The organism is Methylobacterium sp. E-045 (assembly GCF_022829685.1).
In the GTDB taxonomy this organism is placed as follows: domain Bacteria; phylum Pseudomonadota; class Alphaproteobacteria; order Rhizobiales; family Beijerinckiaceae; genus Methylobacterium.
Map to the genome: position 1 here is coordinate 34,777 of NZ_JAKSYE010000118.1, position 15,978 is coordinate 50,754.

The following is a 15,978-nucleotide window of genomic DNA, read 5'->3' on the forward strand; positions in this document are numbered from 1 at the left end:
ATCTGACGTTTGGTACCCACTGCCGGGCCTGCTTTTGACCCTACGCGGAACTTGAAAGCGTCCGCTTCGGGGCCGCCCGATATGGTGGTGGGAACGATCTGAGTAGGGTGGATTGTGGTCAGGCAGCTTTCCGGCCAGCACACGGCAAAGCGGTTGCTCTTACCCCGGTGTCACGCACCGGTCACGCCTTCGCGATGCGGTCGCTCAACCATCTCTGCACCCACTGTTGTAGCTTGATGCCACCTAGCCCATCCAGAGCCGATGCTGGCAAGTGCCCTTCCTCGACGTCGAAGAGACGACGCGCCGGATGACCATGCGGAAGGAGATCGAGAATCGCGTCGCTAGCAGCCGGCTCGCGATCATGGAGGACATAGGCGCCGAGCACAGCGAGCGACCTTTTTTCGTTCGAATGGCCCATGCGCTCACAAAGTGCGACGGCATCGTCGAGCATCGCATGCCGGCAGACGAGGACGATTGCCGATGTCGCGAGCGCAGGACCAAGCTTCATGATCCGCTCCGCTGTGAACGGGGCCAGTAGCTCAGGCTCGATCGTGTCCGCTAGGGCTAAGGCATTCAGCGCATCAAGCCGAAGCCAGCCACTTTCGCGATCGCCAATTATCGCACGGATCTTCATCCGGATAGCCGGTGAGCCACGGCCGGCAGCAACCTGCAGGCACTCCTGACTTAGCGCCCGGTCCGGTGTCGCGGTTGCGAGCTTGATGAGCTGATCGCAGATTCGGCTAGACAAAGGCTCGTATGCTGCGAGCGCCTCCACCGCGTCTCGCGCGATCGGAAACGAGTCGGGCTCGTTATGCGATGGGTCGGCGTCGGACCATGTGTCGCCGGTCAGGCGGAGCAGCACAGATAAATGGTCCGGGTGCGGCTTGGCCGCGAGCGCTCGCACCAATGCCCGGCGGACACGACAGCCGGGATCGGCAGCCAGCGCGAGCAATTCGGCGGGGAAGGGTGAATCAGCCCGGCCTGCGAGGTATTGAAGAGCGATCACTCGCGCATCGGCCCGAGGATGGCGAAGGGCCAGTGCAATCGCTGCCTCGTCCCCGATTTCCGCCGCCGCGGAGGCAGCCGCCTCAGCGAGGTCCTTGTCCGTGGTGTCGGTCAACCACCGGCGGATCAACTCGGCTGGAGCCTCGCCGGCTCTAATTAGGAGCGGCATGATCTCCGAGAGGATGCGGGCCGGCACAGTATTGGCCGCCTGCCCGAGGACCTCGATGGACTGGCGGCTGAGCGGCGCAGAGCGGGACGCACCGCGAAGAAGCGCCCAACCGATTTCGCGGAACGGCACCTCCAGCGTTTGAAGGAGGCTCGGTAACCCGGCTTTCTGAATGCGTGAATAGCGACGCCGCGTACCTATGAGATCGCAAAGGAAGGCAATACGCAAAGCGGCAGTCGGCGAGGCCGTAAACGCCTCGGCGAGAAGGGTTCGATCGACCGACATAGCGCAAGCCATCGCGGCGCGACTGTCGCTCTGATCAGGGATGCCGGCGGTGAGGGCTTGCTTGAGCGGCTCGCGAAAATACGGATGCCAATGGTGGCACACAGCGTCCCAAGCGTCTTTTTCGCGGCCACCTAACTTGGCTGCAACAAACATAGCTGCCATCTCCTCAAAACTGGGAGGAGCGCCTGTGTCGGCGTCTTGGATCGCGCGCGCCCATTGATAGCAGAATTCCGACGCGTGGTTGTGTCCGGCGAGTGCCTTCCAATCGCCAACCGCACGGACTGCTTCGACATAATGCTCAACAATGACGCCGGACGAATAGCCCTCCTCGTCGTTGCCGGAGGTGAAATATTCCTTGATGCCGTAGTCGCACTCGCCGTCGTCAATAGCGCGCCATCGTTCGGTATTTTTCATCCGTGTGGCATCATCGCGGGCGAGATCTTCGAGCGCTGCTTCGAAGACCGCCTTAAATGCAGGAAGATCGCGGAGCGCGCCAGCGATGACAGCCTCCGCGTTGGATACGTAGCCCCTGCCGACGAGACAATGCGCCGCCTGGAGGTAGGCGCCCTCAAGGCCTGTCGCGATGCGATCGAGCTCCGCCGCGAAGCCAGCACCATAGGATCCGTGCTCGTTAGACAGCTGGTCGCGGACGAAACGCTCAGCGATCGGAAAAGAGCGCGCATCCCGCGAGATCCGCTCGTACCATTCCTCGGGAAAGGTCGGCGCTTTCCACCGGTCGATGAAGAATGCCGCTCCACGCTTGACGTTGGTCAACAGCCATCGAGCAAGCTCCGATGGGTTGGAGGTCGGACTGCCAACATCACTGGCGAGCTGAAGGAGCTTGGGGAAGTCCGTGTCAGGGTCGAGCAGGGATGCTTCGAGCCAACCGTCGATGGCCGCGTGCGCGGCCGCCGGAACATCGAAGTTGATCGCACCGCCCTCGACATCGGCGACAAGCCGGCGCGCCTCGTCGATCAAGCGTGCGGCCGTCTCCATGCCCCAATTGGCATGCGGTTGCGGAAGGGTGGTGAGCGCTATCAGCACCGCCGCAAAGGCCGTCTCATATCGGAACCAGTCTTCATGCAGATGCTTTTCGAAGCCCGCACGCACGCTTGGATGTGCGAAGGCGACCGACGAAGTGGGCTGACGCAGATGACGCGCGGCAATCATCGTATCAACTAGCTTGTCCAGACCGACGGCAAGGTCCGGGGCACTGGTTCGCAACGTTCGCATCAGCGCGATGAGCTGCATACGATCGAATGATCCTCGGGCTGCCAACACGCCCCAGATCACAGCCGATTGTCCGGTCTTGTCGACATTGCTTAAAAATCGATCGACCACGCCCTCGACCGCGTCACGATGCGCGAGACCAATCAGGCGACGCAACCATTCCCCGTCATTCTCGCCCTCCCCGCGACCTGACAGGATGTTAGCGAAGAACAGGTCGAGCTCAAGTGGCTTCTCAAGTGCGTACAAGACGTCGGGCCTGAAGCTGAGCACCTTCGACTGTAGATCAGGGGGGAGGAGGTCCATGCGCTTATCATAGATTTTGCCGAACCGACCGTTGAGATATCGATCAGACTCGAGCTCTATTGACCAAGGCGCGAGCCCGACGACAGCTTGCGCGCCGAGCAACATATCGCTCCGCGACGTGACGACGTACTGGTTTTCGGGATGGGCATCGCGAAGCATGCGCGGAAGCTGCTCCGTCCACGTCTCGGAACCGGTGCGGAGGCTGTTCTGGCCCCAGGGGTCTTCGAGATAGAATAGCTTCGGTCCGGTCTGGACGATCTGTCGTATGCTCGATGGGTCGCTGTTCGGATTGACCACGACGATATCGAGCGAGCCATTGCGCTTGCGCGCCTGGTCGCACAGCGCGCGTGCAGCCAGCGTCTTGCCCGTGCCGGATGATCCGGCGATCACAACCACATTCTTCTTTTCGAGCTGGCGGATCATGTCAGGGAAGTTTGTCGGCGCGACGAATGCGTCGAGCTCGGCGACACTCGCCAGAAATCCGCCATGGCTACGGATCGTACCGAGGAGATCGTTATAGGCCCAGACGCCTGGCGTAGTCCCCCGCATCCGAACCTTGGCTTCGTCACGGAGCGCCGTGAGGCATGGTCCTTGCCGATCCTTTGGCACCCGCAGGATTTCGGTCAGGATATGTTTAATCTCATATTCTAATAGCTTCGGCGACAGACCGGCATAGATGGCGACACGTCCTTCCGGGGCGTCGGGCAGAGTTTTACGGAGTGAGGCAGGGAAATCGTCTTTGCCGGTCGACTCTTCGAAATCTTCAACCAGCAGACTTCGAGCCTCGCGCGAGACATCGGCATTTGTCACCAGGATGTAGCGGGTGTCGGGATCGGCAAGATGATCTTTGGCTGGCGAGCGTCGCTTCCCATGCTTGAGCAGACGCTCAAACGCGGCGAGCGACCATGGATCCCCTCCGCGCAACTTAACCTGCATGATCAATCGGGTGGCGACGCCCAACTGCGCCTGCGTCTGGACGTGGCCGGGATCATCGTCATCGAGCTCGACCTCGATATCCTCGGCATTCGCCGGCTCCAGCGTAATGCGTGTCGCTGATTTGGTGACAAAGAGGATTCGCAGAGCCGCAAGGATTGAGACGTCAAGCTGATAGTCATAACCGGCGAGCGCGGCTGTGGCGCCGGTATCGTTTCCCAGTGCGGGAGCAGTGCTAGCAGGTTCGTTCATCAGCGCATTGTAGATCAGATCGGAAACTGAAAGACAGTGGGGAGGGCAGGTCATGGCGCTTTCGCCGGCAGCGGTGACATAAGGAACAACTGGCTGCTACAAGCCACCACGCTCCAGATGTGCAATTTTGCCGTCTGCAATCAGACTAAGGGCAGCCAAACGGCTGGCATCGCGATTGCGTCAGGCAACTATCGCTGCTCGTCGCCCGAAAAGCGGTGTAGCTTCTTTTTTCCAGAGCTGGTCACGGACCGAGGCAGTCAGCACGCCCTGCGAACGGCTGCTCTTGGGATGCCTCTGCAAAGCTCGCAACGAAAATGATAGGTGAAGACCGGATAGTTGGGCTTCCGAAACTGAACGTCCGCTACCGGGTGTCGAGCCGACTGCTGTTTTTTTGAGCGGATTGCTGAACGAGGCGGACGCGAGCTGCTGACCCTTTGCAGAAGAGCAGCATTTCTGCTTCCGGGAACCTCGATACACTTGTCGAAAAGCGGCAGATGTCTAAGAGCAGCTTAGCTTTCTCGGATTGCAATATGAACAAAAGCTGCGTCCCTGCCGAGAGGGCAACGCCTCTCAAGCCTAGTGCACTGATTCAGACGGATGGTTCAGGGGCACGATTGAGTGCATCTAAGATGGCGGTTGCGGGTTTGGTCCAGACGAAGGGTCGGGCGCTGCGGTTGTGCTCGGCGATGTAGCGTTTGATGGCAGCCTAAAGATCGACGACACCGGTGAAGGTGCCCCGTTGCAGGCGGCGGCGCATGAGCGTGGAGAAGAAGCTTTCGACCGCATTGAGCCATGAGGCAGAGGTCGGGGTGAAGTGGAAGGTCTAGGTCGTAGAATCATAAGATCGGATCCAGATGCGGACGGCTGCGAGTTTGACGCTGGCGAGATAGTTGGCTGGGTCCTTGTCGTAGCGGGCGGCTACTGCTCTGAAGTGTTTGATTTTGTTGAAGAAGCGTTCGACGAGATTGCGGTAGCGGTACAAGAATGAGCTGAAGGCCGGGACGTTCTTGCGGTTGGGCATCGGCCGGACGTTGGCCCACGCTCCCTGTTTCGCCAGACGGTCTCGCCGTTCGTCGCTGTCATAGGCTCGGTCGGCGAGCAGGGTCTGCCCCGGAACAAGCGCGCTGAGCATATCGTCCGAGGAGCGGCCGTCATGGGCCTGCCCCTCGGTCAGCTTGAGGGCGATGGGGCGGCCCTCGGCATCGACCAGGGCATGGATCTTGGTGGTCAGGCCGCCGCGCAAGCGACCCATGCAACGGGATCGGGCGTCTTTTTTCTAGCGGTGGCAGCATGCTGGTGCACCCGCACGCTGGTGGCGTCGATCATCTGAATGTCGCCATCGTAAGCCTTTGACACGGCATCGAGAAGGCGATCCCACACCCCGGCCTTGCGCCACCACCGGAAGCGGTTGCCGCAGGTCGTTTGAGGTCCGTACCGCGCTGTGATGTCGGCCCAGGGCGCACCCGTACGCAGACGCCAAAAGATGCCATTGAGCACGCGCCGGTCGTCCACCCGCTCGACACCTCGTGTGTCCGTCGGCAGGACCGGCTTGATCACCGCCCATTCTGCATCCGTCAGATCAAACCGATCCATCGCCATCTCCTTCCAGAGAGGGAAAACCTGATGATCCTCATCCTGATCCAAAACCCGTTATGAGTTCACGACCTAGCGTGATGGCGGGCAAGCCAGGAGCGCACCTCCGGGTGCTTGTGGCTTCCGTAGTTGTCGAGCACCACGTGGATCACCTTGCCCGCAGGGACCGCGGCCTCGACGGTGTTGAGGAAACGGATGAACTCACCGTGGCGATGGCGCTGCATGCAGCGGTCGAGCACCGTGCCGTCCAGGGCGGCGAGGGCGGCAAACAGCGTCGTGGTGCCGTGGCGGGTATAGTCGTTCGTCTACGCGGCCGGATGCCCGGGTCCGAGGGGCCGTCGGGGCGTGTGCGCTCCAGGGCCTGAATCTGGCTCTTCTCGTCAATGGACAGCACGACGGCATGGGTGGGCGGGTTCATGTAGAGACCAACCACATCCTCGACCTTCGCAGCGAAGTCCGGGTCGTGCGAACGCTTGAACGTGCGCACCCGGTGCGGCTGCAGGCGGTGCGCTTCCCAGATCCGTTGCACGGCACGCAAGGCGATCCCGACGCGCTTGGCCAGGGCGCGCCCGGTCCAGTGGGGGACCTCGTCCGGCGGCTCCGAACAGGTCAGTGCCAGTACTTCCGCCACCGTCCGCGTGGAATGCGACGGCGTGCCGGGTGGGCGGGTCTTGTCGCATAGCAGGCCCTCGACGCCCTCCTCGGCAAAGCGCTGCTGCCAGCGCCAGACCGCGGGCCGACTGACGCCGGCTTGCCGAGCCACCTCTTGCACGGTCAGGCGCTTGCCTGAAAGCGGGACGATCCGGGCGCGCAGAATGTGCTTGAGGGGACGGGAGCGGTCACCCGCGATCCCGGCCAACTGGGACATCGTGGCGTCATCAAGGAGTACACAGACAGTCTGAGCCATGGCCCAGACTCACACGCTTCACGACCCGCGTGAATCATCAGTCCGCGTCACTGCACTAGCGTGAGCGTCATCGATAGCCGGGACGCAAACAGGATCGAAGTACGTGGCCTCAATGTTGAGTCACATAAGAGCCTTTCGTCATAGTACTTTAACGCGTCGCGGGCTTCTCTCGGAGAAGGCGGCAGGCGAGATTGTCATCAGGCAGAGGAATAATTTCCCTTAAAGTTAGTGGAATTATTCACCACGCGGGATTCACTTTAATCAGAACTCAACGTAGAGTCGAAACGGAAAACAGGAGGACCGATCGTGGATGGGGATTCAGTACCGCCGGAAACGCCCGATATGTTCCTCATCGCCTTGGGGCAGAATCTCAAGGAAAAGAAAGGCATTGATGCCGAACTTGCGGCCATCCTGATGACGCACATTCTGAAAGCCGTTACAACGCAGAATGCCGTCGCTCAAGCAAAGGAAGCCATTCTTAAACTCGCCGTCGAACGGGCGACTCCACCGAAGGTAGAGGCGATCAATGGCTGACCCCTATTATTTCCATTCATTAAGCCTTGCTGGATTTCGAGCATATCTTCACCCGAAGACATTCGATTTTAGCAAAAAGAAATGCCTGGCGATCTTTGCGCCAAACGGTAGCGGCAAATCCAGTTTAATCGATGCTCTAGAGTTCATGTTCTCCAAGGATGGAACACTCGAACGGCTCGGACAGCGCACCGTCAACACCAAGGCTGGCCCTGCAGCATTGGCGCACAATCTGACCGAAGAAGCGAAAATCGCGCCGACAGTTACGATTGACATGATCGCGGGCAAGGAGATCACGAATGGTAGTCGTGCTGCGGCCGGCCCAAAGCGAGCTATTCCAGCAGTAGCAACACTCGTGAATGCCTGTTTCGCGGTGCAACCAATCATTCGCGGCCATGCTCTCCGCACCTTCGTCGAGGTTCATACGCCAGAAGATCGCTACGCCGATGTGGCAAACTGGTTGCAACTCAGTCCATTGGTTGAGGTGCAGAAGAATCTTCGCTCGCTGCGCACTCAGGTGAGGGCTGCGGCCGACGACGAGACTGCGTTCATGCGCGTTGATACCCAACTCGCTAAGGCGACAATTCAGACGGTCAAAATTTGGGACGCAGCAGCGGTTATCTCTCACGCCAATACGTTAATCCTTGCGCCACTTGACCCGGCGCTTGTCCTCACGACTCTGACTGCGCTAGATCCAGCCTATGTCGAACTGGAGGTGCGCGCCAAAGCGGAGGAGAATAAGATCGGACTTGCCAGCTTGCGTCAGATCCGCAATGCGGCTGAAAGCTTGTGGCAGGAGACGACTGACGTCGATCTTGGTGAGACCGTGTTCAGCGGCGCAGTCCCAACCTTTGATGCCGCCGTCACGAAGCTTGCGATGGCCGAACGCAAAGAAGCAGAGGAACGCGATAAGGCAGCCGGAACCGTGTTTCAGGCTTTGTGGAAAACCGCTGAGCCGTTCTTCGCCGAAGATGCGCCCGTACCTGATGTTTGTCCGATCTGCATCACACCGATTGCAGAAACGACGGCCGGAAGCCCCGAGGCGATCCGAGACCACCTTTCCAAACATCTCGAAAAATTGGCCGAATACGCTACCGCCAAGAAGAATCACGATAGCGCTAAGACCTCGGCGACTATGGCCCATACCCTACTGGTAGCATCACTGCCGGGGCTGATTGGCTCACTTGGGGATAGCGAAGCAGCGCTCAAATCAAAACTGATCACTTATCAGGCTGGCGTCGCCGGTTGGCCGAAAAGTGCTGCGCCAGTTTCAGCCGACATTGCCGCATCGATCGCCAAATTACTGACTGCACTTGATAAAACTATTTCAGATATCGAGGGGACACAAGGGGATCACACCTATATCAAGGCTAAAGCGATGATTGATCGCCTGCTGGAGCTGGAAGCCGAACGGAATCTCGCGCTACTGACAAGCAGAGAGTTGGGGACGTTGTCCGAGGCGCTGACAGTGCAGGCAGCAACGATCTCGGCCGAGATCCGCAAGAAGGTCCAGGCACTGCTCAATAAGCTTCAGACGCCTATGAATGACATTTACAAGATGATCCAGGGCGCGGGCGCCAAGCCAATTCGATTGGAACTGCCAGGCGAGGACGATACCAACCAGCAGCGTCTCAATCTGCTGATCGATTTTGCTGCAAACCGGAAAGGTGTGCAGCCAGGCGGCTATTTGAGCGACTCCCAAATCCATTCTGTAGCGTTGGCGCTGCGTATGGCGGCGATTAAGCAGTTCAACGTCGGTGCACCGATTATCGCCCTGGACGATATTGTCACCTCTTACGACGCCGATCACCGCCGTACCATTGCCGGACTGATCGCTACCATATTCAGAGATTGCCAGGTCGTGATCACAACTCACGACGAGCGGTTTTTCAACTATCTGAAGGACCAGCTCGAAGCAAAAAATTGGCATTTCACACGTATCATTGGTCTTGACCCCGCATATGGACCGAGATTCGCAGACCATAAGATCAGCGATGACATGATAGAGGCTCGCTGGGCAAGCGGGCAATCGGCAGCCAATGAGATTCGTCAGGCCGAAGAGGAATGGCTGCTCGGCATATGCCGGGATTTTGGAGTCAGCGTCCGTATCCGAACTCTGGAAAAGGCCTATTCCTATGAGCGTAGTGAGTTGGCATCAGCGCTCGGCGGTTTGCTCAAGGACGCCAAGCTGGAACCATCGCTGGTGCCTGGCGTAAACAACCGCTTTCTCACCAGCCTTGCGTCAGGCATGATCGAAAACTTTGGAAGCCATTTTCAGGATGTCCCCTACGGCGATGGGTCAATTGGCGATGAAAAGGCGCGATGGGACGAGTTCAAGTTGTTCCGTAGCCAGTTCGCCTGCAAGAAATGTAACCGCACCAAATTCCAGCGCCCCTTCATGCTGAAGAAACCGGTGTGTGCGCATGGTGGGTGTGAGGCTCAGTTCGAATTCGCAAATGCAGAAACGGCACGATAGGAGGGCGATCGAAATTCGTTGAGCTGGCGACGCATTTTTGGTGAAAGGTAACGCTATTTGTTCGTGAAAGCGATGCTGAACCGCACACGCCCGTTAGCTGGGTCAACTACGAGGATGTCACGGACGTCACCGCGACGGCGTCAGTTTGCTTACCACCATCGTTCAGCAGATACGGTCCGGCCGGTTCCGTTCGAGTTGACTGAGACAGCCCGCGAGACGCAGGCGGCATGGCTAAAGCTGCGGGGACTGCGGGCCGGCGGCTCGCTTTTTCCGAGCCACTGCCGCCCGGGCCAGTACCTGATGACGCGCCAGTACGGCAGGCTCGTCCATGACTGGGTAGTGTTGATTGTCCTCGACCCAGCGGGATACGGCACGCACAGCATGCGGCGGAGGAAGGTCGCGCTAATCTATCAGCGGACTGGCAGCTTACCGGCCTGCCAGCTGCTCCTTAGGCATACCAAGCTTGAAGCACGGTATGCTAGCTAGGCATCAAAGCGCACGACGCACGCGTAATGTCACGGCAGACTGGCATTTGACGCTGACCGAGGCGGCACCTTGAGTCGCGTCACATGACCTCTTTCTCAGAGAGGGAAGTTAAGTCGATATAGTTTACTGTCTATGAAACGGCCTTTTACGAAAATGTCCACTTTGCTGTTTTGTGTCCACATAATCACCAAGACAATCATTTTGGAAATTTAGTATTATAGCTAACGGCGATCTTCGCTGCGCCTCAAAATCGCGACCTCTACATTAACGGCAGGAATGTTCATCAGCCGTCGCGGCAAGGATCCAGAGCGGCCCTCGGCTTTAGCCACGAGCTTTGTGTAAGGATCGCCGACGCGCAGCGCGAGCGCATCATAGGTTAGCCAGTCTGCCAGCGATCGAGACGCAGTCGCTACGGTCGCTCGGGCAAGCTGGGATCCAGAGCCTTGATGCTCTGACAGGTCAGCTACGAGCTGGGTTGGGATAACTGGTACGCCTCGCCCACCGAGCGGTGGGCCGTGGAAGAAGTAGACGCTTGCGTTGGTCTGCATCTGCAGCGAGCGACGCTGATCCACGTTAATTGCGAACGAACTGCTCCATGCGGGTTGAATGGCAGCGGTATGATCGCGGTAGAGTCGCTTCGCCTGCACAAGGGTGACGCGACGGCCCAAAGACTTACCGTCGAGAATTGGATCGACGATCAGGCAGAGATCGGCGGAGAAGCTCTTCGCGCCCCTGATACCCTTCTTACCTTCTTCCGCACGGTCGACGTTGCGATAACGCATATTTACCGAAACACGGCTGGGCGCCGAGGCGGCTCGAGCAAGCCCCTCTAGAGCTTGATCGAGATCAGCGAAGCGCATTGCTAGCGTCGTGAAGAGGGAAGACAGTAAGCGGTCCTCTCCTTCGTCGCCATGTGCCTCATACTCCCGTGCGACACGCGACTCGACCGATGATATGGTGCGCTCGATCAGTTGCTCCACTGCGCGGTCACCTAGCCATGTGAAGGCAGCCTCATCATTCGCCGCGACGTTGCACTCGATCGCGGCAAGACTTTGTACCAAGCCGCCGATTGTGGGAAGCGCCGGGACGGTCAAAGGTTCACCCAATTTGGCGGCGCGCACGGCGCGCGCAGAAAAGCGGACAATTTGGATTGGGTGGGTCTCAAGTTCGATTAACCAGGGGCGATCACTGGCTTCCGCTACGGCAAAAGCAGCAAACTGCGCTAGATCGCTTGTTCGGTCATTGGCTAACCACAACAAAGCCTCGATCACAGCCCGGCGAAGCGCATCGTCGCCAGCAATCGCGACGTGCAACCTATCTACATAAGCGGCACGGACCTCGGCGGGGCGCGAGAGGAGGCTTTGATCACCCCAGCCGGCGGATGGACCTACAAGCTGAAGAAGAATTGCCGCGACCTCACGGACTTTGCACAACGGCTCAATGGCATTTGCCAGCTCGAGACGCGCATCTATAGCGACTTGAGACTCTCGGGATCGATCGCCGGATCGCTCGAAAATAGCGGCGGGATGTGCATAGTCTGGCCGCGCTTGAAGTAGAGTTTGCAACGCAATCCACGGAGACCAGTTCATGCTCCGGCCGATTGCCGCGAAAAGCGCACCTTTGACCGACGCTGCGCTTCGTTCATCGCTAAGATGACGCTCGTTTAGTGCGACAATAAGAAGACGCGCATCGCCCGTAGATATGTGTGAAACTTTTACAAGTATATCGTCTATTCTCGCGTAATTACGATGATCGGAAATTGCAGCGACCAATCTCGAAATCAGGATGGGATCCCGCAGCAGTTGCGGGAAGGCGGCGAAGATGAGCTCTGTATCATACGTGCTTACGGCTTTGTCGGCGAGAGATGTAACTAAATCAGCCCAGCGGCGCTCGACGTGGGCCACAACCTCCGTCGACAACGCGTCGATACTTGCACCACTGTGGCCAGAGCGGTTGATAGCGCGCAGTAAAGCTATTGCGACCTCACCGTCGACATATTGATCAGTGCGGGGGTCGGAAAGGAGCGCAGCTACCAATTCTAGCTCGGCATGACTCACTTGGCGATCACTGGTCGCAAGAAACCTGTGGCGCTTCAGGTGGGGTTTCCGATCGGGCAACAGGATGCCTATGACAGTCATCAGATTGTCGATTGGCGTTATCGCAACGTTGTCAGGCAACGGACATCTCCTAGTTCGCTATTAAACGTATGATTTAAGTGGACTATTGATGATCTGCCGAATATACGTACGGGTAATGCCAATTTTTGGGTAATAAATTTTAGAATTTGGTGGATTTATCCTGGCTGCATATACGTCTCAAGCTTAGGCTGCTCTCAGGCATCGGCGATTAAGTAGCGGACGGGCGACTTTTGGCCAACCTAAGCTGTATACGCCTAAGCGTACCACCGGCAAGCGGATATCCGAAGGTTTTAGAGGGGTCGTTAGGTCAGATACGGAATGTCCGCTTCCAGGCAGACGGCCAATTTCCGCTCATGGCGCATTGCTGCCGGAGCAATATGGCGACGTGCGTCCGTCTAATAGGACGGCTTAGAAAGTTGGGAAAGCAAAGCAAGCCCGCCTTCATGCTCCGTTACTGCTATGGGCATCAGCGTATTCGCTCCAGATCGTTGATGCGTTCATGAGCGTGGAGATGCCAGAACCCTCTGGTAGGGTTCCCTCGATTGCCGCCTGAATGACGGATGGTGCGAGGAAGGCGAGGTTGAGGGTCATGCGAACCGAGCGCTCGCTGCAGCTTTCTGCTATGGCGATTGCGTGGGTGTCCGCCACGCGGCCGGCGATAAGATCATCGAGCCAGGAGCGCGCCTTGGCGATCCCATCGACGAGACGGGCCCGGGTCTCGACCCGCATCGGCCGCGGTGGAGTCGCCTGCTCATCGCCCTCAACGCGGATGACCTCGCGCCGACGACGGCTCGGTCGGGCCGACCACGGCACACGAAGGGGGGGCGGCTCGATGGCTCCTGCTCCGTTTGTGATGTCGTCTTGGTCTGCCCCGTCCGGCTCGACGAAGCTGATGGCAAGATAGCTTGGGTGAACGACGATCCGGCTGACGTGAGCGAGCAGGGGCATCTCTTCGGATGGTGAAGGTTGATCAGGGGAGGGTTGTGGAAGCGCCTCCCGCACCGCCTGCTCGATCTCGGGCGCCGACACCCGGGAGACCGAACCCGCCTCGCTGCGCTGCCCGGTCTCGAGCGCGCGTGAGACGTAGTAGCGGTAGTGGAGTGCCCCTTTCCTGGCCGAGCTCGGCGTCATCCGGTTGCCGCGGTCGTCGTAGAGCAGCCCCGTCAGCCACGAGCCGGTGTTGCCCCGGACGGAACCCTGCGCCTGCGCCTTCTCGCTCAGCGCCGCCTGGACCGCATCGAAAAGCTCGCGTGGGACGATGCCCTCGTGCTCTCCAGGATAGTGCCGGTCCTTGTGGATCACCTCGCCGATATAGACCCGGTTGCGCAGGAGATAGGCCAGCGGCCCCTTGGTGAAGGCAATTCCGCCACGGATCGTGCCGTCCCGGCGCGGGGATCGCTTGGTCAGGATACCCCGGTCCTGGAGATCGGCCGCCAGCCCGTTCAAGCAGCCGAGCGCGAGGTAGCGTTCGAAGATCGTTCGTACCTGGGCCGCCTCATCGGGGCAGGGGACCAGCTTTTTGTCGTGGACGCGGTAGCCCAGCGGCACCGGTCCGCCCATGCGCATGCCTTTGCGCTTCGAGGCCGCGATCTTGTCGCGAATGCGCTCGGCCGTAACCTCTCGCTCGAACTGGGCGAACGACAGCAGGACGTTGAGCGTCAGCCGCCCCATGCTGTTGGTGGTGTTGAAGGCTTGGGTCACCGAGACGAAGGAGACGCCGTGCGCGTCGAACAGCTCGACGAGCTTGGCAAAGTCCGAGAGGGCGCGAGTGAGCCGGTCGACCTTGTAGACCACCACCACATCGATGCGCCCCGCCTCGACCTCGGCAAGCAGCCGCTGCAGGGCCGGACGCTCGAGGCTGCCACCCGAGACGCCGCCATCGTCGTAGGCTTCGGGTAGCAGGCGCCAGCCTTCATGGGCCTGGCTCTTGATGTAGGCCTCGGCGGCCTCACGCTGATTGTCGAGGGAGTTGAAGGCCTGCTCAAGCCCGTGCTCGGTGGATTTGCGGGTGTAGATTGCACAGCGCAGGGACTTGGGGGCGTGGGTCTTGGAAGGTTGGGCCTTCGAAGGCGAGGTCTTGGGATGCGGCGGCTTGGAAATGGATGCCATTACGCGATCCCTCCCAACGTCAGAGCTATCGATGCATCGCCAGCGCCGCTTGGTGCTCTGGAGGCTACCTTGTCCCGCAGCCCGAAGAAACGGGGACCGTTCCAGCGAGTGCCGGTAATCGCGCGGGCAACCTCCGATAGGCTGGCATAGGTCGTTTCCTTCCAGGCGAAGCCACCCGTCACCACGGTGACGGTGTGGACCTCGCCCCCGAACTCGCGCACCAGCAGTGTGCCGGGCCGAAGCCCGGGAGCCGGGATCGGCGGGACGATCGGAGGAGCCTTCGGCTTGGCCGCGCGTTCGGCGGCGGCGCGGCGGCGCAGCCTCTCCTTCGCAATCCGATCGAGCAGTCGGGCACTGTCGCGATCGAGGTCGCCCAGCACCTTGGCCTGGATGCGGTAGGCCAGGAGCCGCACCATCAGGGTGCGGGACAGATGCGGGGGAGGGGCCGTTCGCAGATGCTGACGCCAGCGGATACGCAGGTCGCCCAGATCGAGGGAGGCGAGCGCCTCGATCTCACGCTTGAGCTCGGGGCTGATCACGGCGGCCATCACCGGGCCTCCGTCGTGGCATCGTTGGTCAGGCGATAGACGGTCCGACCCTCCGCATCGCATCCCTTCGTGAGGATCATCCCTCGCTTGCGCAAGCCGGTGAGGGCGGCGCGCGTCGAATGGGCGAGCCAGCCGGTGGCAGCCATCAGGTCGCCGACCCTGGCGCCCTCGTCACGCTGCAGCATCGTGATGATCAGCGCCTGCTTCGTCCCGGATCGCGGCTTTGTCCCGGCGCTGTCCGGTCCGGCATCCGCAACCGGCATCGAGGCGACGGAGCCGCCTACGTCGGGCCCGAAGCCAAGACTTTCCCGACCAGCGGTCGTGAGGCGCAGCCCGATCGGACCGCGCTGGTCTTGATGCCAGTGCCGCTCATCCCCGGTGACAACGACCTCGACCGCCAGCGCGGTCTGGCAAAGCTTGGCGGACAGCGCCTTGGCGGCTCTGGTGTTCAGCCCTACGGGCCGGGCGATGAGCTGATCGTGTGACTCGGCGGCTGTCTTCAGCAGCGCCTGGTGCGTCTCGTCGATCATGAAGGTGAGCCTTGCGATGGTGAGGCAGCGGGTCTGCTGCCACCAGCGCAACCCCGCGGATCGCGAGGGATCGGCAGGGGGTCGAGGGCGCACCGCGTCGGCGGCCTTGCGAACACCGACAGTTCCGCTCCATTCGCAGCGCAAGTCCAGTCCGAAATGACGGGGATCGCTCACACACCAGTGCACGGCCGCCGGCGAACCTATGCTCCGCTGGCCTGCGAACTGGTCTCCAGCACGGCGAGCCGAAATGCTGCGGAAGATGCATCGACGACCGGCGAGAAACCGGTCGAAATCGCCCAGAATCAGGCCCTCAGCACCGCCCCGGAGAAGGGACCGCCAAACAGCAACTCTTCGCTAAGTTCTTGAGATTGCCCACGTCTCCCGCGAAATGCGAATTCCCGTCATTCGCGGGGAGTGAGTGGTGGGCCCGGCAGAAGTGAAATTACCCAGTGAAATCAAGGGCCATATCCGCAGGTGCGGGAATAT

Annotated in this window: 8 protein-coding genes and 2 pseudogenes; 2 read left to right on the forward strand and 8 right to left on the reverse strand. The window is 59.9% G+C overall.

Features of this window, described 5'->3' with window-relative positions; translation table 11 throughout:
* Positions 1-181: 181 nt before the first annotated feature.
* The 4 genes and pseudogenes from MKK51_RS21675 to MKK51_RS21690 form a co-directional block, all read right to left on the reverse strand.
* Positions 182-4,228 carry a DEAD/DEAH box helicase family protein gene (locus MKK51_RS21675; protein ID WP_243980818.1) on the reverse strand — a complete coding sequence of 1,349 codons (4,047 nt, stop codon included), beginning with the start codon at positions 4,226-4,228 and terminating at the stop codon, positions 182-184.
* A 535-nt stretch (positions 4,229-4,763) separates the two neighbouring features.
* Positions 4,764-5,001: pseudogene (locus MKK51_RS21680) on the reverse strand (IS630 family transposase); the annotation flags it as partial.
* A protein-coding gene (locus MKK51_RS21685; protein ID WP_243980933.1) for an IS5 family transposase occupies positions 4,998-5,773 on the reverse strand; the annotation gives its coding sequence in 2 pieces (ribosomal slippage) (positions 4,998-5,450 and positions 5,453-5,773; 774 coding nt in all). The pseudogene MKK51_RS21680 and the gene MKK51_RS21685, both read right to left, overlap by 4 nt.
* 74 nt (positions 5,774-5,847) lie before the next feature.
* A pseudogene (locus MKK51_RS21690) lies at positions 5,848-6,674 on the reverse strand (IS630 family transposase); the annotation flags it as partial.
* Positions 6,675-7,016: 342 nt separating this feature from the next.
* Between MKK51_RS21690 and MKK51_RS21695 the strand changes: the two are divergent.
* Positions 7,017-7,208, forward strand: a complete 192-nt coding sequence (locus MKK51_RS21695; RefSeq protein WP_243980820.1) for a hypothetical protein — start codon at positions 7,017-7,019, stop codon at positions 7,206-7,208.
* A complete protein-coding gene (locus tag MKK51_RS21700) occupies positions 7,201-9,681 on the forward strand; it encodes an AAA family ATPase (RefSeq protein ID WP_243980822.1) in 2,481 nt (826 codons plus the stop codon). The genes MKK51_RS21695 and MKK51_RS21700 overlap by 8 nt, the downstream gene beginning before the upstream one ends.
* Before the next feature lie 707 nt (positions 9,682-10,388).
* Here MKK51_RS21700 and MKK51_RS21705 read toward each other — a convergent pair.
* The 4 genes from MKK51_RS21705 to MKK51_RS21720 form a co-directional block, all read right to left on the reverse strand.
* On the reverse strand, positions 10,389-12,344 hold the full coding sequence (locus MKK51_RS21705) for a hypothetical protein (protein ID WP_243980824.1): 1,956 nt from the start codon (positions 12,342-12,344) through the stop codon (positions 10,389-10,391).
* Positions 12,345-12,746: 402 nt separating this feature from the next.
* Entirely contained in the window at positions 12,747-14,414 is a 1,668-nt protein-coding gene (locus MKK51_RS21710) for a recombinase family protein (protein ID WP_243980826.1), read from the reverse strand.
* Positions 14,414-14,962 (reverse strand): DUF2924 domain-containing protein, encoded by a 549-nt coding sequence (locus MKK51_RS21715; protein ID WP_243980828.1) that lies wholly within the window; start codon positions 14,960-14,962, stop codon positions 14,414-14,416. The genes MKK51_RS21710 and MKK51_RS21715 overlap by 1 nt, the downstream gene beginning before the upstream one ends.
* Complete coding sequence (locus tag MKK51_RS21720; RefSeq protein WP_243980830.1) at positions 14,962-15,492, reverse strand: DUF3489 domain-containing protein; 531 nt, start codon at positions 15,490-15,492, stop codon at positions 14,962-14,964. Before MKK51_RS21720 ends, MKK51_RS21715 begins: the two co-directional genes overlap by 1 nt.
* Positions 15,493-15,978 lie beyond the last annotated feature (486 nt).